At 67.1% G+C, this 24,692-nt stretch carries 20 protein-coding genes; 7 read left to right on the top strand and 13 right to left on the bottom strand.

Annotated features, from left to right (window positions below; translation table 11 throughout):
• Nucleotides 1-31: 31 nt before the first annotated feature.
• The 5 genes from SB764_RS13750 to SB764_RS13730 all read right to left on the bottom strand — a co-directional run bounded on the left by SB764_RS13750 (nucleotide 32) and on the right by SB764_RS13730 (nucleotide 4,997).
• Nucleotides 32-1,237: a class I SAM-dependent rRNA methyltransferase gene (locus SB764_RS13750; protein WP_065061881.1), complete on the bottom strand. Its 1,206-nt coding sequence runs from the start codon at nucleotides 1,235-1,237 to the stop codon at nucleotides 32-34.
• A 144-nt stretch (nucleotides 1,238-1,381) separates the two neighbouring features.
• On the bottom strand, nucleotides 1,382-2,320 hold the full coding sequence (gene xerC / locus SB764_RS13745; RefSeq protein ID WP_065061883.1) for a tyrosine recombinase XerC: 939 nt from the start codon (nucleotides 2,318-2,320) through the stop codon (nucleotides 1,382-1,384).
• Between the two features lie 29 nt (nucleotides 2,321-2,349).
• Nucleotides 2,350-3,051, bottom strand: coding sequence for a DUF484 family protein (locus SB764_RS13740; protein ID WP_065061885.1), 702 nt, complete (start codon nucleotides 3,049-3,051; stop codon nucleotides 2,350-2,352).
• 131 nt (nucleotides 3,052-3,182) lie between these two features.
• Nucleotides 3,183-4,049 carry a diaminopimelate epimerase gene (gene dapF / locus SB764_RS13735; protein ID WP_321903957.1) on the bottom strand — a complete coding sequence of 289 codons (867 nt, stop codon included), beginning with the start codon at nucleotides 4,047-4,049 and terminating at the stop codon, nucleotides 3,183-3,185.
• A gap of 60 nt (nucleotides 4,050-4,109) precedes the next feature.
• Entirely contained in the window at nucleotides 4,110-4,997 is an 888-nt protein-coding gene (locus SB764_RS13730; RefSeq protein WP_065061889.1) for a lipid A biosynthesis lauroyl acyltransferase, read from the bottom strand.
• A 268-nt stretch (nucleotides 4,998-5,265) separates the two neighbouring features.
• On the opposite strand from SB764_RS13730, the gene metK reads away from it, so the two are divergent.
• A complete protein-coding gene (gene metK, locus SB764_RS13725; RefSeq protein WP_065061891.1) occupies nucleotides 5,266-6,453 on the top strand; it encodes a methionine adenosyltransferase in 1,188 nt (395 codons plus the stop codon).
• 103 nt (nucleotides 6,454-6,556) lie between these two features.
• On the opposite strand, the gene SB764_RS13720 is transcribed toward metK, so the two are convergent.
• Nucleotides 6,557-6,913, bottom strand: a complete 357-nt coding sequence (locus SB764_RS13720; protein ID WP_065061893.1) for a hypothetical protein — start codon at nucleotides 6,911-6,913, stop codon at nucleotides 6,557-6,559.
• A 569-nt stretch (nucleotides 6,914-7,482) separates the two neighbouring features.
• On the opposite strand from SB764_RS13720, the gene SB764_RS13715 reads away from it, so the two are divergent.
• A complete protein-coding gene (locus SB764_RS13715) occupies nucleotides 7,483-8,247 on the top strand; it encodes a phytanoyl-CoA dioxygenase family protein (protein ID WP_205994880.1) in 765 nt (254 codons plus the stop codon).
• Nucleotides 8,248-8,333: 86 nt separating this feature from the next.
• Here the strand turns inward: SB764_RS13715 and SB764_RS13710 are convergent, their stop codons facing one another.
• Nucleotides 8,334-8,540, bottom strand: a complete 207-nt coding sequence (locus SB764_RS13710) for a DUF3185 family protein (RefSeq protein WP_065061896.1) — start codon at nucleotides 8,538-8,540, stop codon at nucleotides 8,334-8,336.
• Between the two features lie 228 nt (nucleotides 8,541-8,768).
• Between SB764_RS13710 and mgrA the strand changes: the two genes are divergently transcribed.
• Both mgrA and SB764_RS13700 read left to right on the top strand, forming a co-directional pair.
• A complete protein-coding gene (gene mgrA / locus SB764_RS13705; RefSeq protein ID WP_065061899.1) occupies nucleotides 8,769-9,812 on the top strand; it encodes an L-glyceraldehyde 3-phosphate reductase in 1,044 nt (347 codons plus the stop codon).
• Nucleotides 9,813-10,000: 188 nt separating this feature from the next.
• A complete protein-coding gene (locus SB764_RS13700) occupies nucleotides 10,001-11,086 on the top strand; it encodes a fatty acid desaturase family protein (RefSeq protein WP_080180595.1) in 1,086 nt (361 codons plus the stop codon).
• Nucleotides 11,087-11,264: 178 nt separating this feature from the next.
• On the opposite strand, the gene SB764_RS13695 is transcribed toward SB764_RS13700, so the two are convergent.
• The 5 genes from SB764_RS13695 to SB764_RS13675 all read right to left on the bottom strand — a co-directional run bounded on the left by SB764_RS13695 (nucleotide 11,265) and on the right by SB764_RS13675 (nucleotide 19,209).
• Nucleotides 11,265-11,450, bottom strand: coding sequence for a hypothetical protein (locus SB764_RS13695; RefSeq protein ID WP_065061901.1), 186 nt, complete (start codon nucleotides 11,448-11,450; stop codon nucleotides 11,265-11,267).
• A gap of 377 nt (nucleotides 11,451-11,827) precedes the next feature.
• Complete coding sequence (locus SB764_RS13690; RefSeq protein WP_410863797.1) at nucleotides 11,828-13,096, bottom strand: MFS transporter; 1,269 nt, start codon at nucleotides 13,094-13,096, stop codon at nucleotides 11,828-11,830.
• A gap of 108 nt (nucleotides 13,097-13,204) precedes the next feature.
• Nucleotides 13,205-14,785, bottom strand: coding sequence for an efflux transporter outer membrane subunit (locus SB764_RS13685; protein WP_410863795.1), 1,581 nt, complete (start codon nucleotides 14,783-14,785; stop codon nucleotides 13,205-13,207).
• Nucleotides 14,782-15,999: an efflux RND transporter periplasmic adaptor subunit gene (locus SB764_RS13680; protein ID WP_321903961.1), complete on the bottom strand. Its 1,218-nt coding sequence runs from the start codon at nucleotides 15,997-15,999 to the stop codon at nucleotides 14,782-14,784. Before SB764_RS13680 ends, SB764_RS13685 begins: the two co-directional genes overlap by 4 nt.
• Before the next feature lie 36 nt (nucleotides 16,000-16,035).
• Complete coding sequence (locus SB764_RS13675; protein ID WP_410863793.1) at nucleotides 16,036-19,209, bottom strand: efflux RND transporter permease subunit; 3,174 nt, start codon at nucleotides 19,207-19,209, stop codon at nucleotides 16,036-16,038.
• Between the two features lie 847 nt (nucleotides 19,210-20,056).
• On the opposite strand from SB764_RS13675, the gene SB764_RS13670 reads away from it, so the two are divergent.
• Nucleotides 20,057-20,269: a hypothetical protein gene (locus SB764_RS13670; RefSeq protein WP_065061911.1), complete on the top strand. Its 213-nt coding sequence runs from the start codon at nucleotides 20,057-20,059 to the stop codon at nucleotides 20,267-20,269.
• A 247-nt stretch (nucleotides 20,270-20,516) separates the two neighbouring features.
• Entirely contained in the window at nucleotides 20,517-21,569 is a 1,053-nt protein-coding gene (locus SB764_RS13665) for a serine/threonine protein kinase (RefSeq protein WP_321901236.1), read from the top strand.
• A gap of 9 nt (nucleotides 21,570-21,578) precedes the next feature.
• On the opposite strand, the gene SB764_RS13660 is transcribed toward SB764_RS13665, so the two are convergent.
• Nucleotides 21,579-23,546, bottom strand: a complete 1,968-nt coding sequence (locus tag SB764_RS13660) for a DUF3857 domain-containing transglutaminase family protein (RefSeq protein ID WP_410863791.1) — start codon at nucleotides 23,544-23,546, stop codon at nucleotides 21,579-21,581.
• A 308-nt stretch (nucleotides 23,547-23,854) separates the two neighbouring features.
• Here SB764_RS13660 and SB764_RS13655 point away from each other — a divergent pair, with 308 nt between their 5' ends.
• A complete protein-coding gene (locus tag SB764_RS13655; protein ID WP_408733800.1) occupies nucleotides 23,855-24,577 on the top strand; it encodes a PepSY-associated TM helix domain-containing protein in 723 nt (240 codons plus the stop codon).
• Nucleotides 24,578-24,692: the final 115 nt, after the last annotated feature.

The raw sequence follows: 24,692 nt of genomic DNA, 5'->3' as shown, positions 1-24,692 counted from the left end.
GCTCGCGAACCCAGTCGCAGATAAGGCCGCCTCAGGCGATTTGCAACAGCAGGCCCTTCAGATACTCGCCTTCCGGGAACGCCGTGAGCAGCGGATGATCGACGCCCGCGCCGAGGCGCTTGATGATGCGCGCATCGACCTTCGCGTCGGCGGCCGCGCCCGCGACGATCTTCTGGAACAGCTCCGCGTCGATCGCGCCCGAGCACGAATACGTGAACAGCAGGCCGCCCGGGCGCAGCAGCTTGAAACCGGTCAGATTGATGTCCTTGTAGGCACGCGCGGCGCGGTCCACGTGCTCGCGCGACGCCGCGAACTTGGGCGGATCGAGCACCACGAGGTCGAAGCGCTCGCCTTCTTCGTGCAGCCGGCGCAGCGTCTTGAACGCGTCGGCGTCGAGCCAGGTGGCGCGCCCGGCGTCGAAGCCGTTGGCCTGCACGTTCTTCTGCGCGGTGTTCAGCGCCTCGCCCGACGAGTCGATCGACACCACGCGTTTCGCGCCGCCCTTCATCGCCGCGAGCGAGAAGCCGCCCGTGTAGCAGAAGCAGTTGAGCACGTCGCGGTCTTGCGCACAGGTCTGCACGAGCGCGCGGTTGTCGCGCTGATCGACATAGAAACCGGTCTTGTGGCCGTTGCGCACGTCGACGTGATAACGCACGCCGTTTTCGTTCGCGATGATCGTTTCGGGCGGTTCGTCGCCGGCGAGCAGGCCGGTGATCTGTTCGAGCCCTTCCTTGTCGCGGATCGAGACGTCCGAGCGCTCGTAGACGTTCGGGCAGCCGGTCGCCGAGGTCAGCGCGTTGACGATCGCCTCCTTCCACGCCTCGACGCCCGCCGCCATGAACTGGCAGACGAGCTGGCCGCGCGGGTTCTGCGCGACGTCCTCGGTGTACCAGTCGACGATCAGGCCGGGCAGACCGTCCGCCTCGCCGAAGATCAGACGCACGGCGCCGGTGTCGCGCACCATCGCCTGACGATGGGCGAGCGCGCGCTGCACGCGGCGCTTGAAGAACGCGTGGTCGATGGGTTCGCTTTCGTCGAAGCTCCAGACGCGCGCGCGGATCTGCGAATGCGGGCTGTAGGCGGCGCGCGCGAGGAAGCGGCCGTCGTGGGCGCGCACGATCACCGTGGCGCCGGACGCGGGCTTGCCTTCGACGCGGTCGATCGCGTTCGCGTAGACCCAGGGATGGCGGCGCAGCAGGGATTTTTCTTTCGACGGCTTGAGGGTGACGATATTCATGATGGCTTCGCTAAAGGTGATGCGGCGGCGGGCGTTGCGCCTGCCGCTTGCGGGCGCGCCGCGTGTCGCTCAGGATCACGCGCGCGCCGGAGTGTTCGGGCCGGTCGCGGCGGAGGCCGCTTGATTGCCTCCGTCTGATTGCCCCTAATCGCGCTTCTTCGCGCGTGGATGGGCGTTGTCGTAGACCTTGGCGAGATGCTGGAAATCGAGCGACGTGTAGACCTGCGTGGCCGAAATGCTCGCATGGCCCAGCAGTTCCTGCACGGCGCGCAGATCGCCGCTCGATTGCAGCAGATGCGTGGCGAACGAGTGCCGCAGCACGTGCGGATGCACGTTCGCCGGAATGCCCGCCGCGAGCGCCGCGCGCTTGACGCGCTCGCGCACCACGCCCGGCGCCATGCGGTTGCCGCGCACGGAGACGAACAGCGGCGCGTCGTCGTGCTTGATCCAGGCGTCGCGCACCGCGAGCCAGGCGTCGAGCGCGGCGAGCGCCTTGCTGCCGACCGGCACGACGCGATGGCGGTTGCCCTTGCCGTGCACTTCGACTTCGGCGGCGTCGCGCTTGAACCAGCTCGACGACTCGTAACCGTCGCGGCGGATGTAGCGCACGTCGAGTCCGACCAGTTCCGCGAGGCGCAGGCCCGACGAGTAAAACAGTTCGAGCATCGCGTGGTCGCGCAGCGTTTCGAGGCTGTCCGCGCCTGTGCTCGCGGGATTCGGCGCCTCCATGAGGCGCGTGGCGTCGTCGACGGACAGCGCCTTGGGCAGCGTCTTCGCGCGCTTGGGCGCACGCACGGCGGCGACGGGATTTGCGTCGAGCTCGACACGCCCCGCATACCAGCGATAGAACGCGCGCCACGCCGACAGCCGGTGCGCGATCGAGCGCGCCGCGAGGCCGCCCGCGTGCGCGCGCGCCACCGCGCCGCGCACCTCGGCGGCTTCGACGCGTTCGAGCGGCCGGCCCTTGGCGAGCTTCTTCAGCTCGTCGAGTTCGTGCGCGTAGGCGCGCAGCGTGTGCGCCGACAGGCGGCGCACGTGCTCGAGCTCGGCAAGGTAGTCGGCGATCGGATCGGGCGCGTTCACGGCTTCAGTGCGAATTCAGTGCGGCTGCGTCAGTGCGGCAGCAGGCGCGAGAGCGCCGCGCTCGCGAGCGTGCCGATCTGGCGCAGGAAATCGGTGGCCATGCCGTCGTGGAAGCGGCGCGGATCGGGCGAGCCGAGCACGATCAGACCGAACGCTTCGCCGCTCGGGTCGCCTTCCTCGTCGTTCGCGCGGCGGCGCAGCGCGACGATCGCGACCGACTGCGTCGGCTGCTCCTCGCCTTCGGCGCCCGGCGCGGCGGCGAGCCACTGCGCGGCTTCGAAGCCGGTGTTCGCGCCGCAATACGGCACGTCGAGGCTGTTGGCGAACAGGCGCACTTCCTCGCCCGTGTGCTTCGCGAAGTCCGCTTGCGCATAGGCGTCGGCGACGTCCCAGACGCGCAGGGCCGCGAGCGGCACGTCGAATTCGGCGCGCAATTGCCCGGCGATCGTGCGCGGCAGCGCATGCGGATCGCGCTCGGCGACCACCTGCGAAGTCCAGCGCACGAAGCGCGCGGCGATGCCGTCGTTCTCGTGGCCGTAGCGCAGCAGCTCGGCGAGGCGCAGTTCGAGGTGCTTGTTCTTTTCGCGCAGCATTTCCATCTGGCGCTCCTGCAGCGACACGGCGGCCTTGCCGTGCGGATTGCCGAGCTTGATCGTCGCCAGCAGTTCGGCGTGCTCGACGAAGAAATCGGGGTGGGCGAGCAGGTAGTCGGCGACTTCGCGATCGTTCATGTTGTAGACGCTTTCGGTGAAGAAGCGGCGCGCGGCGGCGCGCCATGCGTGATGCGATGCTGCGGTGCTTCTGATGTGTACTGCCGATGGGTGTTGCGTGTGCCGCAGTGGCTCGGGCGGCCCGAGCCGACTCAGACTGTCAGCTCGATCTCGCCTTCGAAGACGGTCGTGGCCGGACCGGCCATGAAGAGCGATGCGTTTTCGTCGCGCGCGCCGTCCCAGTCGATCGTGAGCGTGCCGCCGTGCGTGTGCACCTTCACGGGCGTATCGAGCAGACCGCGGCGAATGCCCGCCGCCACCGCCGCGCACGCACCCGTGCCGCACGCGAGCGTTTCGCCCGCGCTGCGCTCGAACACGCGCAGACGCACTTCGGTGCGCGACACGATTTCCATGAAACCGGCGTTGACCTTGTTCGGGAAGCGCGCATGCGTTTCGACGAGCGGACCTTCCGTGAGCACCGGATACGCCTCGACGTCCTCGACCACCTGCACCGCATGGGGATTGCCCATCGACACGGCCGAGATCCAGCGCGTCTCGCCGTTCACGTCGATCGGCCAGAGCGTGTCGTTGCCTTCGCGGCGGCCTTCGAGACCGCTCGCGTCGAACGGCAGACGCGCCGGTTCGAACACCGGGCTGCCCATGTCGACCACGACTTCGCCGTTCGGCTGCATGGCGGGCGAGATGATGCCGTTCTGCACCTGCACGCGGATGCGGTCCGCCGTGGTGAGCTTGCGATCGCGCACGAATTTCACGAAGCAGCGCGCGCCGTTGCCGCAATGCTCGACCTCGCCGCCGTCGCAATTGAAGATGCGATAGCGGAAGTCGACACCGTCGACGGTCGGCTTTTCGACCAGCAGCAACTGATCGGCGCCGACGCCGAAGTGGCGGTCGGCGAGCGCGCGCACGCGCTCGGGCGTGAGCGCAAGGTCTTCGCTGTAGCCGTCGAGCACGACGAAGTCGTTGCCCGCGCCGTGCATCTTGGTGAATTTGAGTTTCATGCCGTTATTGTAAGCGACGCGCGGACCCGCGCCCGCGCGCCTTCGGTCGTGGCGAGACGCTTACGAGTAGACGCTCGGTTCGCCGGGCGGCCGCGTCTTGAAGCGCTTGTGCACCCAGTAATACTGCTCGGGAATGCGCGGAATCTGCTCTTCGAGGAAGGCGTTCATGCGGCGCGCGTCTTCCTCGTCGTTGCCGGTCGGGTAATTGTCCCAAGGTTTGAAGATTTTCAGCCGATAACCTTTGTAATTGGGCAGCACCTCGCCGATGAACGGCACGACCTGCGCATGGCCCACTTTCGCGAGACGCCCGACCGCCGTGAGCGTGCACGCGGGCACGCCGAAGAAGGGCACGAAGGTGGAATTGCGCATGCCGTAGTCCATGTCGGCGCCGAGCATCACGGGCTTGCGGTCGCGCAGCCAGCGCAGCACGGCGCGCGCGCTGTCCGCGCGGCTGACCATTTCGGCGCCGAAGCGGCTGCGGCCGGCTTTCGCGGCGGCTTCGAACTCGGGGTTCGAGAACGGCTGATACAGCGAGCCGCACGGGCGATGCAGCGAGTAGTTCAGGAACATCGACCCCGCCTCGATCCCCACGAAATGCAGGCCGAGGAACAGCGTGGGCGGCAGATCGGGATCGGTGAGATCGACTTCGCTGTCGAGCTGGATCAGCTTTTCGAGCTTCTTCGCCGAGCCGAACCACTGCACGCTGCGCTCCATATAGCTGCGGATGGCCTGGCGGAAATGCTTGCCCGCCACGTCCTCGCGCTTCTCGTCGCTCCACTCGGGGAAGCACAGGCGCAGATTGGTGTGCACGACGCGCTTGCGGCGGCTCGGGATCTGATAAAGCAGCCAGCCGAGGCCGTCGCCGAGGCGCGCGACGAAGCCATAGGGCAAGATCGCGAACAGCTTGAGCAGGCCGATGGCGAAACGGGAGCCTAGCTTGCCGAGCATGATGCGGCTCCCAAGACTGGCATAAACGAACTGGAGAAGGCGATTGACAACACGCGCGGCGACTCTGCGACAAATTAGGGAAGTCGCTATAATACGGGCTTCGCCGAGTTAACTGACAACTTGCGGGGCGAAGCCGGTTTGCCGCACATCGTTCTTTTCGACCGATCTGCAGGCGCGCCGGTCTGGTAATCCGCTAAAGCGTCGCCGCTTCGAGGCCCGAAGCTGGCAACGTGAGTACCACCGTCACCAGCTACAAGGAGCCTTACACGTGGCAAACGATTATTTCTTCACCTCCGAATCCGTTTCGGAAGGCCATCCGGACAAGGTCGCCGACCAGATCTCGGACGCGATTCTCGACGCCATCCTTACGCAAGACAAATACTCGCGCGTTGCAGCGGAAACGCTCTGCAACACGGGTCTCGTCGTGCTCGCCGGTGAAATCACCACCACGGCCAACGTCGATTACATCCAGGTCGCGCGCGACACGATCAAGCGCATCGGCTACGACAACACCGACTACGGCATCGACTACCGCGGCTGCGCGGTGCTCGTCGCCTACGACAAGCAGTCGCCGGACATCGCCCAGGGCGTGGACCGCGCGCACGACAACAATCTCGATCAAGGCGCGGGCGACCAGGGCCTGATGTTCGGTTATGCGTGCGACGAAACGCCCGAGCTGATGCCGCTGCCGATCCACCTTTCGCACCGTCTGGTCGAGCGCCAGTCGAACCTGCGCCGCGACGGCCGTCTGCCCTGGCTGCGTCCGGACGCGAAGTCGCAGGTCACCGTGCGCTACGTCGACGGCAAGCCGCACGCGATCGACACGGTCGTGCTGTCCACGCAGCACTCGCCGGACATCGACCTCGGCACGCTGCGCGAAGCCGTGATCGAAGAAGTCATCAAGCCCGTCCTGCCGGCCGACCTGATCAAGGGCGACATCAAGTTCCTCGTGAACCCGACCGGCCGTTTCGTGATCGGTGGCCCGCAAGGCGACTGCGGTCTCACGGGCCGCAAGATCATCGTCGACACGTACGGCGGCGCAGCTCCGCACGGCGGCGGCGCGTTCTCGGGCAAGGATCCGTCGAAGGTCGACCGTTCGGCTGCCTACGCCGGCCGTTACGTCGCGAAGAACATCGTGGCCGCCGGCCTCGCGTCGCGCTGCCTGATTCAGGTCTCGTACGCGATCGGCGTGGCCGAGCCGACCTCGGTCATGGTCAACACGTTCGGCACCGGCAAGGTTTCGGACGCGACCATCACGAAGCTCGTGCGCGAACACTTCGACCTGCGTCCGAAGGGCATCATCCAGATGCTCGACCTGCTGCGTCCGATCTACGAAAAGACCGCTGCTTACGGCCACTTCGGCCGCGAAGAGCCGGAATTCTCGTGGGAAGCCACCGACAAGGCGCTCGCGCTGGCTGAAGCCGCCGGCACGGAACCCGTCGTCGCGCTGGCGTAAGCACGCTGCGCCGTTCGATGCCGCACAAGCGGCGTCGCACGCGCCATGAAAAACCCCGCAGGGCTCGCGCCCGTGCGGGGTTTTGTTTTTCTGCGCGTGTCTTTTAACGCATCGCGAAACCGAACCAGCCTTCGCTGCTCGCGCCCATGCGGCGCGGCCGGCGCGTGTTGCGCGCCGTATGGACGGTCGAGGGCGCGGCGAGCGTGCGCAGCGTCGTGTTCGGACGATAGAGCAGCGTGCGCAGCGAGAAGTGGCGCGAACCGGCGCGCTGACGCAGCACCGAGAAGAACGCGTGGAACCAGGCGCGCATGCCGTCGACGGGGCGCGCTTCACGCACGTGCTGGGCGAGCGCGTGCGTGCGTGCGGCGTGATGGCGCAGCGCGCGGACGACATGACGGCGGGGGCGCGCGGCCTTCAGTGCGGCGCGAGTCATACGGCGAGTATCAAAAAGGGTATGCATGGCGTGTGCGGAATCGGGTTCGGTGTGCGCCTCGCGCGACGTGATGCTTCGAGCACCAAACGTGCCTGTTTGCAGGGAAGTCACGATAGCGGAATTCGCGCGGCGAGACGCTGGGCGTGCGCAAGGCGAAAGAGTGAGCGCGGGGATCGGCCCGAAGAGGCGAGCGCCTTGCTGGGCAAGGTCTGGCTGGCGGTCCGTCCGCGCATTGGAGGTGAAGTGCGATGAAACTGCATGCGCGCAGACTACACGCGAATCGTGACGCCAGAAAGTCGGTTAATACCCGCGTGTGCTCAATAAAGAAGCATGTCATCGCGCCCTTTCTCGCCATCGCGGTGCGCGTGCGCCATCGGCGTGCTCCGGATACGTTCGCCGCCGGCGCGGGATTGCGCACGCACACATATCATCCGGATGGCTAACGCTTGCCTCCGCCCGAGCCCGCACGCTTTACAATCGAGCGAACGGCGCAGGCTCGGGCAAACAGGCCTCGGGGCGCCGCTGCTGCGCGCCTCGCGCGTCATCGGAGCCGCTTCGGTGCGCAGCCTTCGCAGGCCTCGAATAACGGAAGTCTCATGTCAGTTCAGTCAAAGAAAGAACAGGTGCAGGCGCTGCGCGAGCGCGGTTTCGTGGTCGTGCCGGGCCTCGTCGCGCCCGAGCGTTGCGACGAGATCAAGCGCACCGCGCAGGAGCAGTTGAAGGCGGCGCAGGCGCCGGTCGAATTCGAAGCCGACCTGCGTTATCCTGGCGCGCCGGATTCGAAAGACGCGCCGGGCGGTCATACGGTGCGGCGTCTGCTCGACGCTTATGGGCGTGATCCGCAATTCGCGTCGTGGGCCACGTCGCCGGAAATCGCGGGCTGGATGGAGCTGTATTTCGGCGAGGAGCCGATGCTCTCGCGCGTGCATCACAACTGCATGATGACCAAGCATCCCGCGTACGGCAGCCTCACGGGCTGGCATCGCGACGTGCGCTACTGGTCGTTCGAACGCGACGACCTCGTTTCCGTGTGGCTCGCGCTCGGGCCGGAAACGGTCGAGAACGGCGGCCTGTGGTTCGTGCCGGGTTCGCATACGGCGCCGTTCACGTCGTCGAGCTTCGACGCCGCCAAGTTCTTCCGCTCCGACGTGCCCGAGAATCAGGCGTGGATCGAGCAGGCCATTTCGCCCACGCTGCAAAAGGGCGACGTGGTGTTCTTCCACTGCAACACGCTGCATTCGGCGGGCCAGAACCAGAGCAACGACGTGAAGTTCTCGCTCGTCTACACCTACCACGGCGCGAGCAACGTGCCGCTGCCGGGTTCGCGCTCGGCCTCGAAGCCCGAGGTCAAGCTGGTTTGACGGTGCAGGTTCGACGATAAAGGGCGCGCGCGTCACGCATCGCGCCCTTCGTGCAACAGACGTGCAGCCGATGTAAAGCCGATGCGCTAGCGGCGGCGGCCGCTGAGCGCGAGACCGGTGAGGCCCGCAATGGTCGCGGCCACGCCGGCCACGATCAACGTCATCGTGCGGTCGGTGGGCGCGCCCGTCACGAGGCGCGAAACGTCGTTCGAGAACGAGTGAAACGACTGGCCGCCGAAGTAGAGCAGCACCACGCCGCAGGCGATCAGCGCGAACGAAACCGCTTTCATCATAAGAGACCTCCCGGGGTTGGACGGACGCCGCAGTGTAGGCGAGCCGCGCTTTGGCGTCCATGTTCGCATCCCACATGATGGGCCTCTGCACGCATCGCGCGGATTGGCTAACATGGCAGCCCGCGCGGCGTATCGAGCGGGCGCAAACCGCTGCTGGAGCGGCATTCGCGTGTATCGGGCGCCGCCGCCGGACTTCCTGAAAACCTGTTCTCGTCGAGGATTCAAACGATGGCCTACGAAGCAGCTGCTGAACGCTATTCGGAGATGCAATACCGCTTTTGCGGCAAGTCGGGACTCAAGCTGCCGGCGCTCTCGCTCGGCCTGTGGCACAACTTCGGCGACACCACGCCGATTTCGACGCAGCGTGACATTCTGCGTACGGCCTTCGATCTCGGCATCACGCACTTCGACCTCGCGAACAATTACGGCCCGCCGTACGGCAGCGCCGAAACCAATTTCGGCCGTATTTTCAAGGACGATTTCCGTCCGTACCGCGACGAGCTGCTGATCTCGTCGAAGGCCGGCTGGGACATGTGGCCGGGTCCGTACGGCCAGGGCGGCGGCTCGCGCAAGTACGTGCTCGCGAGCCTCGACCAGAGCCTGCAGCGCATGGGCCTCGATTACGTCGACATCTTCTACTCGCACCGTTTCGATGTGGAAACGCCGCTCGAAGAAACCGCCGGCGCGCTCGCCACGGCCGTGCAGCAGGGCAAGGCGCTGTACGTGGGCATCTCGTCGTATTCGGCGCAGAAGACGCGTGAAATGGCGAAGCTGCTGGCCGAATACAAGGTGCCGCTGCTGATTCATCAGCCGTCGTACAACCTGCTCAACCGCTGGATCGAGCACGATCTGCTCGACACGCTCGAAGACATCGGCACGGGCAGCATCGCGTTCACGCCGCTCGCGCAGGGCCTGCTCACGAACAAGTATCTGAACGGCGTGCCGGAAGATGCGCGCGTGAACCGTCCGGGCGGCGGTTCGCTCAAGAGCGAGCATCTGAGCGCGCAGAACATCGAGCACGTGCGCAAGCTCAACGAACTCGCGCAGCGTCGCGGCCAGAGCCTCGCGCAGATGGCGATCGCCTGGACGCTGCGCGGCGGCCGCGTGACCTCGGCGCTGATCGGCGCGAGCCGCGCGGAGCAGGTGCGCGAGAACGTGGCGGCGCTGAAGAACATCGAGTTTTCGGCGGAAGAGCTGGCCGAGATCGATCGTTTCGCGACCGAAGGCGGCGTGAATCTGTGGGAAAAGCCGTCGACCGATCAGCACATCTGATCGCGCGCGTCCGTTTTGCGGACGCGTGAAGATGGACGCCCGACGCCTCGCTGCATGCGAGGCGTTTTTTATTCGGCATCAACGTTGTCATGCGCGGTGACAGGCCTTGCGACGCCGAAGGCTGCGCGTCCTGGGGCTGTCACGGAGCGCTGCTAACGTCGCGGCAGTCTTTGCACTGAGGATTGCCGATGGAGTCGACGAGCGCCGTTCGTACCCTGGGCGAGGCAGTGTCCGCACCGCCTGCCGCTGCGCCGCGCGCGTCCGCCGGCACGGCAGGCCGCCGCATGCCCGGGCGCACACCCGCACGCAAACCCGATCTGCGCGCCAACACCGCGCTCATCGCCGTCGCCACGCTTGCGCTCGCGTATCAGTTGTTCGGTTTGCCACTGCTGTTGCGCGCGGCGGGCGGCCCGACTTTCGCGCTGATGGCGTCGCTCGTGCCGGTCGTGCTCGCCACGCCGATCCACTGGGGATTGATTCACGAAGGCATCCACGGGCAATTGCTGCGCTCGCGACGCGCGAACGAAATCGTCGCGCGCTTGCTGGCCATCGGCATGGCGATGCCGTTCGACGCCGTGCGTTTCGGACACCTGATGCATCACCGCTTCACGCGCGAGGCGTTCGATCGTCCCGACGTCGATGATGCACACGGCCCGCGCTGGCTGCGTCGCCTCGCGTGGTACGTGCGGCTGCTCGGCGGCCTGTATGTGGGCGAACTGCTCGTGCCGCTGCTCGCGTTTCTGCCGGTGCGGCTCGCGCGCACGCTCGTCGCGCGCGGCGTGGGCACGCCCGGCGAACGCGCGAGCGCCGAGGACGTTCAGGTGCAGCGTCTTTTTGTGAATCACGCGACCGATCCGCAAAAGCGCCGCCGCGCACGGCGCGACTGGCTCTGCTCGCTGGCGCTGTATGCGTGCGCGTTCGCGCTGTACGGGAAGGCGTGGCCGGTGCTGGCCGCGGCGATGTTCGCGCGCGGCTTGTGGCTGTCGCTCGCGGATAACCTGCCGCATTACGGCGTCGCGCTCGACGAGCCGGGTCGCTCGCGCGACTTTCGGGTGCCGCGCGTGATCGGCTTGATGCTGATGAATCATCATCTGCATCGGCAACATCATCTGTATCCGACGCTGCCGTGGGTCGCGCTGCCCGCGCTCGTCGCCGACCATGATGATGCGGACGATGCCGCCGCATCCGCGACGACGCGCGAGGCGTACTGGCGCGCGGCCGCGCGTCAGCTCAAGGGATTGCAGCCGGGTGTAGGGGAGTGCGGTTTGCGCTGACATGCGCGGCACGTAGCGCGGCACGTAGCGCGGCACGCCCAGGCGTCCGCGCAGGACGGCGCGCCTGCATGCGCCTGAGCGGACTCAAGCGCACGTCAGCCACGCCAGACAACCTCGCAGACGACGCGGAACCCCCAAACGTCCGCAGTGTCCGCGCCGTTGCGCGCCGTCTGAATCGCTACATCAGCGCCGGCAACGTTTCGACCAGCGCGACCGCGACCATGGCGCCGATCAGTGCGCCGATCACGCGCAAGGTGTTGTGCCGGAATTCGGTCGCGCAGGGCAAGGCGCCGAGAAAGAGCGCGCCGGCAAGGGCCATCGGGATGATCATCACGAAATCGCCGATCGTGAAATATCCTTCCATGCTCGTCTCCTTTTTTCGTGGGGCGGCAGGCGCGGCGCGTTCAAACGGCTTTCTTCTGTCGCACGGCGTGCGGCGCTGCGGCTGCGGGCCTGAATCGAGTATAGGTGAGGCTTGCAAACGAGACGCCTCCCACGCGTGTCGCGTGTGCGCCGCCGCACGGCCGCGCAGGCCCGTGTGGCGGGACCTCGCGGCGTCGCGACGGACACCGTGCGGTGCGCGCGCGCAGCGACTTCAGGTTACGAACAGCTTTCGATTCGATGCGTGCTGCGTCGAATGCCGCTTCGAATGCAGCTTCGAATGCGCGCTCGAATGCATCCGGGCTGCGCCGTTTGATGCACCGTTGATGCACCCTCAGCCGCCCCGCCGGACCTGACCGATCAAGCCGCGCCTTCGCGTTCGCGCGCGCGCAACACGCTTGCCAGCGCCAGCCCGGCCACCAGCAGCACGGCGACCAGACCCGCGACGCCGCCCCAGCCCCAGCCGGCCCAGAAGTGGCCGCCGACCGAACCCATGATGCTCGAACCCAGGTAATAGGCCAGCAAATAGAGTGCCGCGGCCTGGCCCTTGGCTTCGCGCGCGAGCCGGCCGACCCAGCCGCTCGCGACCGCGTGGCCCGCGAAGAAGCCGATCGTCAGGCACGCGATGCCCGCGGCGATCGCGTAGAGCGGCGTGAACATCGTCAGCACGACGCCCGCGAGCATCAGCGCGAGGCTCGCGATCAGCACGCGTCCGCGACCGAAGGTGTCGGCCATGCGGCCCGACCACGGCGAGGCCACCACGCCGGTCAAATAAACGAGGAAGATCGCGCCGATGGCCGCCTGGCTCATGCTGTACGGCGGCGCGATCAGCCGGTAGCCGATGTAGTTGTAGAGCGTGACGAAGCTCCCCATCAGCACGAAACCCATCACGAACAGCACGGGCAGGCCGGGCCGTCCGAAGTGGCGGATGAGCGCCGCGTGGTGATGCGAGAAGCCGAGCCCGCGTTTGGGCACGAAATGGCGCGACGGCGGCAGCAGCGAGCGAAACGCGAACATCGAGCAGAGCCCCAGCACGCCGATCACGGCCACGGCCACGCGCCAGCCGAACAGGTCGGTGCAGATGCCGGTGATCACGCGTCCGGCCATGCCGCCGATCGCGGTGCCGCCGACGTAGAGACCCATCGAGAGGCCGAGCCCTTCGGGATGCATTTCCTCGGCGAGCCAGGCCATCGCGACTGCGGGCACGCCGCCGAGCGCGATGCCTTCGAGCGTGCGCAGCACCAGCAATGTTTCCCAGTGGGGCACGAACGCGACGGCGAGCGTCAGCAGCGACGAGGCCGTGAGCGAGGCCGTCATCATCGCGCGTCGGCTCCAGCCTTCGGAGAAGAAGCCCGCGACGAAGATCGCGCCCGCGAGCGCGGCGGTGGAAAACGAGAGCGAGAGACTGCTTTGCGCGGGGCTCACGCCGAACGTCTGCGAGAACGCGGGCAGGAGCGGCTGGACGCAGTAGAGCAGCGAAAACGTGGCGTAGCCCGCGAACAGCAGCGCGAGACTCGCGCGCCAGAAGGCGGGGCTGCCGCGCTCGATATAGGGAAGGGTCGCGCTCGGGGAAGCGGCGGAGGCGCTGCTGGGCGCGGTCTTGCGGTCGGCGCCCGGTGATGCGGTCACGACTGGAACTCCTTGCGGAAAATGGCAAAGGCGCAACGATACGCCTGTTGCACGATCCGTGCCGCGTGGATTGGCAGCGTGGGGCGGGTTTTGCGTGCTGCGACAGCGTCAGTTGTGCGAAGGAGCGGACGAAGCAGAGGAAGAGGCCGCGTCGCTGGTTGCGTGAGCAACCGACGCCGACGCCGACGCCGACGCCGACGTCGGCGCGCCCCCATCGACCGAATCCAGCGCCGCCGCGCGCCATCCGCCGCCAAGCGCCTTCACGAGCGCGACGCTCGCCGCAAGCCGCCGCCGCGCGATCGCCACCGCCTGGCGCTCGTTGGACAGTGTCGTGGTCTGCGCGACCACCACATCGAGATACGTGATCGCACCGTTCTTGTAGCGATCCTCGACGATCGCCAGCGTGCGCTTCGCGGCGTCCACCGCGCGATCCTGCGCCACGGCTTCCTGTTCGAGCATGCGCAGCGCCGCGAGGTTGTCCTCGACCTGGCCGAACGCGTCGAGCACGGTTTGCCGATACTGCGCGACGCTGGCGTCGTATTGCGCGCGCGCCTCGTCGCGCACCGCCTCGCGTCCGCCGAAGTCGAGCAGCGTGCCCGCGAGCGCCGGGCCGAGCGACCAGAAGCGCGCGGGCGCGACGAGCCATTGGCTGTAGTTCGTCGCCTCCAGACCGCCCGTCACCGCGAGCATCAGGCTCGGGAAGAACGCCGCCGTGGCCACGCCGACCTGCGCATTGGCGGCGGCCACGCGACGCTCGGCGGCGGCGATGTCGGGGCGGCGCTCCAGCAGCGTCGACGGTACGCCGGGCGGCGAGGCGAACGGTTGCGCCGAGAGCGGCGCGCCGGGCAGCACAGCGAGCGTGAACGTGGAAGGCGGCTGTCCCGTGAGAATCGCGATGGCGTGTTCGAGCTGCGCGCGCTGCACGCCGAGATCGATCGCCTGCGCCTCGGTGGTCTGCAATTGCGTCTGCGCCTGGCCGACATCGGCGTCGGTGGCGATGCCGCCGTCGTAGCGATGCTGCGTGAGCGCGAGCGACTCGCGATAGGCGGCGAGCGTGTCGTCGAGCAACTGGCGCTCGCGGTCGATGCCGCGCAGTTCGAAGTAATCGGTCGCGAGTTCGGCCTGCATCGAGAGCAGCACGGCCTGCATGTCCGCGGCGCTCGCCTGCGCGTTGGCGCGCGCGCTTTCGACGCTGCGCGCGACGCGTCCCCAGACGTCGGGTTCCCAGGTGGCGTCGAGGCCCACGCTGTAGTCGTTGATCGTGCGCCCGGCCTTCGAGGTGTACGCGAGGTTCTCCGAGGTGCGCGCGCGCGAAAAGTCGCCGCCGGCGGTCACGACCGGAAAGAAGCTGGAGCGTTGCTGCGCGACGTTCGCGCGCGCCGCGCGAAAGCGCGCCTGTGCGGCCTGCACGTTCTGGTTCGCTTCGGCGACGCGGGTTTCCAGCGCGTCGAGTTCGGTGTCGCCGTAGATCTGCCACCACGCGCCGCGCGGCGCGCCGTCGGCGGGCTGCGCGAGCGCCCAGCCGGTGCCGTCGAGCGCTTTTGCGTCGGCGTCGGTTTCCTTGTAAGTGGCGGCGACCTGCGCCGTCGGCCGTACGTAGTCGGGGCCGACCTTGCAGCCGGCGACGAGCGCGCTCACGCCGACGATGCACAAGGCCCGCGCGGTGAGATCGAGAAAGCGCCGCGTCATGATCCCTCCGACTCCGAACCGGCGGGCGCGGCTTTCTTCGCGTTCGGCTCGACGATGCGCACCGGCGTGCCGTCGACGATCGAATCCTGCGGATTGACGATCACGCGCGCCTGCGCGCCGAGTCCGTCGGCGACGGCCACGCGCGTGCCGAAGTCGGTGCCGAGCGTCACCTTCACGAGCTTCACGCGATCGTTTGCATCGACGGTCGCGACCATCACGCCATGCGGCCGGAACAGAAACGCATTGCCGGGCAGCGTGAGCGGCGTCGCCGCGCCGTCGAGCGCGAAATGCACCTGCGCGTAGGCGCCGGGCAGCAGCGTGCCATCGGCGTTGTTCACGTCGACTTCGACGAGCATCGTGCGCTGCTGCGGATCGACCGCGCCCGCCGAGCGCGCAATCACGCCCGGATAGCGCGCGCCCTGCGTTTCGTTGAGCGTCAGATACGCGTGCGCGCCGGGCCGGATCTGCTGCGCGTACGCTTGCGGCACGTTCGCATAGACGCGCAGCCGGTCGGCCTGCGCCACATGAAACAGCTCCTTTTGCGGACCGCCCGAACTGCCCGCGTCGATCAGCGCGCCGACGTCCACGTTGCGCGCCGTGACGATGCCGTCGAACGGCGAGGTCACGCGCTGATACGACTGCAACTGCGTGAGCCGCGACACGTTGAAACGCGCCGCGTCGAGCGTGGCTTTTTTCGCCAGCATGTCGCCGACCTTTTCGTCGGTTTCCTGCTTCGAGACCGAGCGGTTTTGCAGCATCTGCGTCCAGCGGTCGGCGGTGGTTTTCGCGAGTGCGTAATTGGCCTCGGCGTTCGCGAGATCGGCGCGCGCGGCGCGCAACTGATCGTCCACTTCGGGCGCGTCGATTTCCGCGAGCAACTGACCCGCCTTCACATGCGCGCCGATATCGACGTACCACTTGCGCAGATAGCCGTTGGTGCGCGCGTAAATGGGCGTGTCGAGAAAGGCCTGCACGTTGCCCGGCAGCACGAGATCGAGCGCGTGTTGCGAACGCTGCGGCGAGACCACCTGCACGCTCAGCACGCTTGCATGCTGCGCGTCCTGTTCGAGCGCCGCGTGCGCGCTGTGGCGCGACCAGATGCCTTGCGCCGCGAGCGCGATCACGACGAGCGCGGCGACGGCCAGCGGCCAGCGGCGCGTGCGGCGATGTTCGCGAGGTTCACGAGAATCGGGAGGCGGCGCGTCAACGTGCATGATCGGTCGGCGTGAAAGTGAGAAGGGGAGAAGTCGTCATGGTTTCGGTACGACGCGTTCGATGGCGCGCTGGCGGCGCGCGGCGAGCTTGCGATAGACGAGCGAGAACACCACGGGCACGAACACCAGCGTCGCGAGCGTGCCCACGAGCAGGCCGCCGATCACCGCGCGCCCGAGCGGCGCGTTCTGCTCGCCGCCTTCGCCGAGCCCGAGCGCCATCGGCACCATGCCGATGACCATCGCGAGCGCGGTCATCAACACGGGACGAAAGCGCGTGAAGCCCGCTTCGATGGCCGCGCGCGCGGCGTCGCCATGTTCGCGCAACTGCTCGCGCGCGAAGCTGATGACGAGAATCGAATTCGCAGTGGCGATGCCGATACACATGATCGCGCCCGTGAGCGCGGGAATGGAGAGCGTGGTGTGCGTGAGAAACAGCATCCAGACGATGCCCGCGAGCGCGCCCGGCAGCGCCGTGATGATGATGAACGGATCGAGCCACGACTGGAAATTCACCACGATCAGCAGATAGACGAGCACGATCGCGAACACGAGTCCGCCGAACAAGCCCGAGAACGAGTCGTTCATCGTCTGCACCTGGCCGCGCAGTTCGATGGCCGAGCCCTTGGGCAACTGGGCGCGCGAGTCGTCGATGATCTTGCGGATGTCGTCGGAGACCGCGCCGAGATCGCGGCCGTCGGCGCTGCCGTAAATATCGACGGCGGTCTGCGCGTTGTAGTGCGAGACCACGGCCTCGCCCGCCTCGCGCTGCATGCTCGCGAGCGAGCCGAGAATATTGCTGCGGCCGTTCGCGGTGAGCGGAATGTTGGCGAGCGACTGGAGCGAATCGATCGAGTATTGCGGTGCTTCCGTGACCACGTTGTAGCTCACGCCGTTCATCGGATTGAGCCAGAACGTGGGCGTGGTCTGCTGGCTGCCCGAGAGCGTGATGAGCAGATCGCTCGCGATGTCCTTCTGCGTGAAGCCCGCCTGTTGCGCGCGCGTGCGATCGACGTCGATGAAGATGCGCGGCAGGTCGGCGGGCTGCTGGATGCGCGCGTCGGCGAGACCGGGCACGCTGCGCAGCTTCGCGAGCAGGCGCGCGGCGAAGGCGCGGTTGGCGGTGGCGTCGCGGCCCGTGATCTGCACGTCGATAGGCGCGGGCATGCCGAAGTTCAGCGTCTGGCTCACGATATCGGCGGGCAGGAAGGCGAACTGCACGCCGGGGAATTCGTCGTTGAGCGTGCGGCGCAAGCTGCGCACGTAGTCCGCGGTCGGATGATGGTCTTCGTTCAGCGAGATCAGCACGTCGGCGTCCGAGGTGCCGATGGTGCCGGTGTTGCTGTACGAGAGATTGATGCCCGACACCGGCAGGCCGATGTTGTCGATGATCGAATGCAGCTCGCGCGCGGGAATCAGCGCGCGAATGCGCGCGTCGACGCGGTCGGTGAGCACCGCCGTTTCTTCCACGCGCATGCCGGTCTTCGCGCGCAGATGCAGCGCGATGGTGCCCGCATCGACTTGCGGAAAGAAGTCGCGTCCGAGGAAAGGCATCAGCAGCAGCGAGGCGCCGCAACAGGCCAGAAAGAGCGTGACGAAGCCCACGGGATGCGCGACGCGCGCCGCGAGAAACGCGCGATAACGCCCGCGCGTGCGCTCGAAGCCGCGTTCGAACGCGAGGTGCACGCGCATGAACAGATTGCGCGTGGTTTCGTGATGAAGGTCCGCGCTCTTGTGATGGCGCAGCAGGTATTTCGCGAGTGTCGGCACCAGCGTGCGCGAGAAGAAGTACGAGGCGAGCATCGCGAACACCACGGCTTCCGCGAGCGGAATGAACAGATAGTGCGCGACGCCCGTGAGCAGGAACATCGGCACGAACACGATGCAGATCGAGAGCGTGGACACCAGCGTGGGAATCGCGATCTGATGCGCGCCGTCGAGAATCGCCTGTTCGAGCGTCTTGCCCTGTTCGAGCTGCTGGCTGATGTTTTCGATCGCGACCGTTGCGTCGTCAACGAGAATGCCGACGGCGAGCGCGAGGCCGCCGAGCGTCATGATGTTGATGGTTTCGCCGAGCGCTGCGAGCGCGATGATCGAGGTGATCATCGAGAGCGGAATCGACACGGCGATGATGAGCGTCGCGCGCCAGTTGCCGAGAAACAGCAGGATCATCAGCGCGGTGAGCGCGGCGGCGATCAGCGCCTCGCGCAGCACGCCCTTGATCGAGGCGCGCACGAACAGCGACTGGTCCGCGACCGGGTCGATGTTCAGCGACGACGGCACGAGGTTGCGCAGTTGCGGCATCATCGCCTTGATGTGGTCGACGATGTCGAGCGTCGAGGTGTTGCCGCTCTTGTTGATGGTGAGCAGCGCGGCGCGCTGGCCGTCCACGCGCACGATGTTGGTCTGCGGCACGAAGCCGTCGCGCACGTGCGCCACGTCGCGAATGTAGACCGTGCCGCTCGCCGTGGTTTTCACGGGGATGTCGTTGAGGCCCGCGATGGTGTCGGGGCTCGCGTTCATCAGCACCGAATACTCGGTCGCGCCGATCTTCGCCGTGCCCGACGGCAGAATCAGATTCTGCGTGCTGATCGCGCTGACGACGTCCATCGGCGAGAGATTGTGCTGCTGCAATTCGCGCTGGTCGATGTCGACCATGATCTGCCGCTGCTTGCCGCCATACGGCAGCGGCGCGCTCGCGCCCGGCACGGTCGCGAGCTGCGTCTTGAGGAAGTTGTTGCCGTAGTCGAACAGTTCCTGCTCGGTGAGTTGCTGCGAGGACAGCGAGAGCCGCAGGATCGGCACGGTCGAGGCGTTGTAGCGCAGGATGTTCGGCGGCGTGATGCCGGGCGGCAGCTGGCGCAGTTGCGTCTGCGAGAGCGCGGTGACTTCGGCGAGCGCTTCCTGCACGTTCGCGTGCGGCTGGAAGAAGATCTTCACGATCGCGATGCCGTTGAGCGACGTCGATTCGGTGTGCTCGATGTCGTTCACGGCCACGGAAAGCCCGCGCTCGTAGTTGAGCGCGATGCGCCGCGACATCTCGTCGGCGGGCAGGCCCGTGTAGGTCCAGATGACCGAGAGCACGGGAATGTCGATGTTCGGGAAGATGTCCGTGGGCGTGCGCACGATCGTCAGCGGCCCGACGATCAACAGCAGCAACGCGAGCACGACGAACGTATACGGGCGCTTGAGTGCGAGCCGGACGATCCACATGGAACAGCGATTCCTTCGCTCAGGGCGATGCGCCGCGCCGATGCGTGCGCAGCGCGCGCGCCTGGTCCGGACGGCTTGTGTTTATCTGGTGGTGGTCCGATCGCTATCGGGGGTGGTCGGTGGCGGCTCGCCCTTGCGGCGCGCCGTTTGTCTCCTTGGGACTGGACTATAGCGCCTGCGCGCGCCCGTGTGCACCCGTGTTGCAGCCTCGCTGCATGTGGGTTTCACGCGTGGCGCACCGGCTTCGGCGGCTGGGCGCGTGCTCGCGTATGGGGTTGCGTGTGTGCTTGCGCGTGCTTGCGTGTGCTTGCGTGCGCTCGTGTGCGTGTTCTTTCGCGTGGACGTGTGTGCCGGCGCACTTCGCGTGCCGAACGCGAAAGGGTGGAAAGGCGGGCGCCGGTTCACCATCTGGTACAGTCAGCGTCTCGTAAGTGTTGTGGGCGACGCAATCGCGCAACGCGAGACGGGTCTTCGCGGCCCGGGCGGGATTCGCCGAACAGCGCCACGGAATACGCTGTATTCGACGCTGCACAAAGGCGCGCGGCGTGCGAAAGTAACAGCATGCCCGTCTGCGGCGGGCTTTGCCATTGTTCGGCCCCCCTATTTTTTTGCTTTGCGGGCGTGCCCAAACAGGCAACAATGGGGAAACCGGTTGGCCCAAAACGCGCTTGCACAGCGAATCCGAAGCTGCATGCCGTGGTGAACGCAATCGTGCATGCCGTCGTGCACGCGGGCCGTCGGAGCAGGTTGGATGCATGCGCAACCTGGTGGTGTGCGCAGCGGTTTTTGTCAGTACAGTGACCGGTCTTTCCTGCGGGAAAGCCGGCAATGGGAACGGGGAAACATCATGCAAATCGGTTCTATCGTCCGCACCGTCCATATCGCCGTGCCCAATGGGGCGCGCGGCATCGTGCAACGTATTCTCGGCGACATGGCCATGGTCACGTGGTACAGCGGCGAGCCCGGCGCGTCGAAAGAGCTCAATACCGAGCCCTTTTTTCTCGAAGATCTGATCGACACGGGCGAGCACGTCATGCCCGCCGGCGCGAAAGTCCACTGAGCGCCACTGCGCCTCGCGGGCCGATCCCCGGCCCGTCTGCGCGCGCGCCGCTGTCTGTCGCTGTCTGCCTCTGCCTGCGCGCGTTCCACGCGCGATCTACGCGAGATCTACGAAAAGGGGCTTGCCCCCGCTGCCTGCCTGGCCGCCCGGTTTAACGTTTGACTGCGCGGCCGCGCGGCAACCAAACCTTCCCCGACCCCCACGTTTGCGGCTCGCCGCCGCGCTCCGCAAGATGCACAATGCGGGGATGAACGACGATACCTCCTTCCCCTCCGACGAGCCGCAACCGGCGGATTCGGCCGATTCGGCCCAGGCCGCACCTTACGCGCGCCTGACGCCCGAGTGCGTGCTCGACGCCGTCGACAGCGTGCTGATGCCCGCGGGCGAGCGCACCGATGGCCGCATGCTCGCGCTCAACAGCTACGAAAACCGCGTCTATCAGGTCGGCGTCGAAGACGCGCAGCCGCTGGTCGCGAAGTTCTACCGCCCGCAGCGCTGGAGCGACGAAGCGATTCTGGAGGAGCACGCCTTCGTGGCCGAACTCGCCGCGCGCGAGATTCCGGCCGTGCCCGCACGCGTGCTGGAGGACCGTTCGCTGCATGAATTCGAGGGCTTTCGCTTCGCGCTGTTCGAACGGCGCGGCGGCCGCGCGCCCGAACTCGACCGCAGCGACGTGCTCGAATGGATCGGCCGATTCATCGGACGGATCCACGCCGTGGGCGCGACGCAGCCGTATCGCGCGCGGCCGTCCATCGACATTCAGAGCTACGGCTACGAGCCGCGCGACTGGCTGATCGAGCACGACTTCGTGCCCGCCGACGTGCGCGGCGCGTGGCAGGCCGCGATCGGGCTCGCGCTCGAAGGCGTCGAAGCGGCGTTCGAGCGCGCGGGCGACGTGCGCCAGTTGCGTCTGCATGGCGACTGCCATCCGAGCAACGTGCTCTGGACCGATGCCGGCCCGCATTTCGTCGACTTCGACGACAGCCGCATGGGTCCCGCCGTGCAGGATCTGTGGCTGCTGCTGCCCGGCGACCGCGAAGGCGCATCGCGCGCGCTCGCCGATCTGCTCGCGGGCTACGAGGATTTCAGCGAATTCGATCCGCGCGAACTGCATCTGATCGAAGCGCTGCGCACGCTGCGCCTCATCCACTATTCGGCGTGGCTCGCGCGCCGCTGGCACGATCCCGCGTTTCCGGCCGCGTTTCCGTGGTTCAACACGCAGCGCTACTGGGAAGAGCGCATTCTCGAATTGCGCGAGCAGATCGGTGCGATGCAGGAAGGGCCGCTCTGGCCGGTTTGACGATCGCGCCTAGTCCGCGCCCGTTTCGGGCGTCAACAAGGGCTTCGACGCGGGCTTCACGATCAACTGCGCGCGCAGGTCGCGCGCCATCGTTTCGAAGGCCGGACGCATCTGCGTGAATTCGTCGGCGCTGCAGACGTCGCTTGCGAAATGCGTGCGTCCGGTGCGCGTCACGCGCAACACGTTCGCCTGCGCGTCGAGCCGATACTGCGAGCGGTAATCGACGAAGGCATTGCCCGCCTGTTGCGGCGACGGCACGTCGAGCACGCGCAGGCTCGCGGGCAGCGCAATGCGCGCGCGTTCGGTCATCTCCACGTTGCGGCACACGAACGGCTGCGTGCGGCGCGTCTCGCCGAGCCAGTAGCGCAGATTCGCGTCGAGCCCGCCCACGAGGCTCGTGAGCGTCGGCACCGGCGTGGTCATCTGCGGATCGACGAAGCCGTCCAGCGTGCCCGTGAGCGTGACGACGAGCGGGCCGCCCGTCGCGTCCAGCGGACTCGACGCGAGCGTGGCGCTGCCGCGCAGATTCGCGTTGCGCAATTCCCATTGCAGCGATTCCTCGCGCTGCGCGGGCGTTTGCAGACGCAGCACGCTGCGCGTCTGCTCGGCGGCCCAGCCTTCCGATTGCAGGCGATAGACGAAGCGCGCCGAGCCGTCGGCCGCCACGGTGATGTCGAGATCGCTGTCGCGCGTGGTGGTGGCGGTGGCGGGCGTGCTCATCAGCGAGCCGTCGCCGGCCAGCACGGTCTGGCGGTTCATGTCGGTCGACGGCAGATAGCCGAACTCGACGTTGCTCGCGGTGGAGTCGGCGAACATCTGCAAGCCCGGCAGCCACGTGATGACGTGATTGATCACGCCGAAGCCGGGCACGGCGGGCAGCGTGTAGATCGTGCCGCTGTTGAGGAGCGCGGGCGTGTTGCGCACGCCCACGGCGTCGAGCAGCGCGCCGTAGAGCGCCACGTGGTCCTTGCAGTCGCCGTAGCGGTTCGCGAGCACCTCGCTCACGCGATGCGGCACGATCTCGCCGCGCCCGATGTTCATCGCCACGTAGCGGATATTGCGGCGCACCCAGTCGTAAAGCGTCTGCGCTTTCGCGCGTTCGGTGGCGTCGCGCGCAGTGAGCGTGCGCGCGAGTTGCACGACGGCGGGGTCGCGCGCGCTCGCGTCGACGGCCGCTTCGCGATAGACGCGCGCGAACGCCGCGTAGTCGGGGAAGGTGGAGACCATCAGCCGGTCGCCGTAGCTTACGTAGGAAACCGAACCATATTCGAGGCGGCCGAAATTGCGCTTGTCGTAGCGGAATTCGTAGCGTGTGCGGCCGCGCGCGGTGACGGGGGCGATCGACGTGAAACCGCGCGCGTCGGCGTAGAGCGGCACGTTCGCGGGCAGGTCGTAGATCACGCGGAAGTTATGCGTGGGCGCCATGTCGGGCGGCGTGAAGTCGCTGAACCAGCCGGGCACGAGCGGCACGCGCTGCGTCTTGCGCCAGGTGAGATGCACGCGCGCGCCGGGCTCGACGGCGGGAAACACGATCACCTTGTCCTGCACGTCCTGGAACATCGGCGCGTCGAACGAGCGCACTTCCTGCACATCGCGGATCTGGTCGGGACGCACGTCGTGACGGCCGCCCCGGGCGTCCTCGGTCCACGCGTCGAGAATCTCGACGTGCGCCATCTCGCGGTTGAACCACACGTAATACTGGCCCGCGCGCGCGATGCCCGCTTCGGTGTTCACGCGCAGCGTGAGCGTGTCGGTCTTGGTGTAGGAGCCGTCGGCGTTGATCGTGAAGGTCTGGGTTTCCGCCTCGTTGGTGTAGGGCGCCTGCTCGGCGGCGTCGGATGCGGCGACGGTCGCGACAGTCGTCACGGTCGCCACCGCCGCGCTCGCGGCCGGTTCGAACGGCGAGCGCAATTCGGCCGCTCTCGCGCCGCCGGGCGTCGCGAGCAGGACAAGGCAAACAACGAGGACGTAGCGCATGGCGGCCTTCTGGGGGCTTCGCTGCGGTTGATGGGGGCGTGCCGGGTCGATTGTGCGTCGCCTGCTCGATGGGCTTTTTGCGCCGGCCATGCGCGTTTTTGCGCCATCCCCTCACTTAAAAGTCATGCTATTCGCTTGTCAAGCGCCGCCGCCGTCCCAGCGTGCGGACGGCCGCACGGCGGGTTTCGCGGCGGCCCGGCTTTCGAATATGTAATAATAACTATTCTCATTTGTAAGCTTGGCTGCGGCGCATGGCGCGGCGCCGTGTCTGGAGTGCTCCCGTGAATGCCCGTGTCGACGAGATCGCGATCGAATCGCCTTCCGCCCGCAATGCCGCCAATCCGTCCGCTAATGCGTCAGACGGTGCGTCCACCAGACCGCTCGACGCTGCCGATCGCGCCGCGCGTCGCCAGCGCTCGCGCCGCGCGACCTTCATCAAATGGCTGCGCAAGGTGCACGGCTGGGTGGGCCTGTGGGGCGCGGTGCTCGGTCTGCTGTTCGGCGTGACCGGTTTCCTGCTCAACCATCGCGCGGGGCCGATGAAGATTTCGTCGGGCGCGCCGCAGGTCAAGGAGATGCAGGTGGCGCTGCCCGGGGAGCGGCCGCCGTCGCCCGAGGCGCTCGCGCACTGGCTGCAGCGCGAACTCGCCTTCGACGGCAAGCCCGGCAAGATCCGCCGCGAGAAGGCGCATCCGGTCGCGTGGGGCGACCGAAGCGTGGTGCAGCCCGAATCGTGGCAATTCGCGCTGATGGGGCCGCGCCAGAGCCTCGCCGTCGAGTACTGGGTGGGCAACAACACGGTCTCGGTGCGGCGCACGCAGAGCGCCTTCTTCGCCACGCTCAACAATCTGCACCGCGGCGTGGGCATGGGCATCGGCTGGGTGCTGTTGATGGACACCATCGCGGGCAGCCTGATCCTGCTCTCGCTGACGGGCGTGCTGCTGTGGACCGAACTGAACAAGCGCCGCACGATTGGCGTGGTGCTGGTCGCCGGATCAGTGGCCGCCGCCTTCGCCGTCGGGTTGCTTTGACGCCACGCCTCACTAACGATTTACCCTGAGCCGCGCGATCCACGCGCGGCGCAAATATCGCGCGATTCCCGTTCACAGGGCCGCAGTCAAGCGCTTTTCTTCGCTCTCCTGTCCT

Source organism: Paraburkholderia sp. SIMBA_027, assembly GCF_046535315.1.
Classification (GTDB): domain Bacteria; phylum Pseudomonadota; class Gammaproteobacteria; order Burkholderiales; family Burkholderiaceae; genus Paraburkholderia; species Paraburkholderia tropica.
Note: the sequence above shows the minus strand (reverse complement) of the source record. Positions and strands in the feature narration are given on the sequence as shown.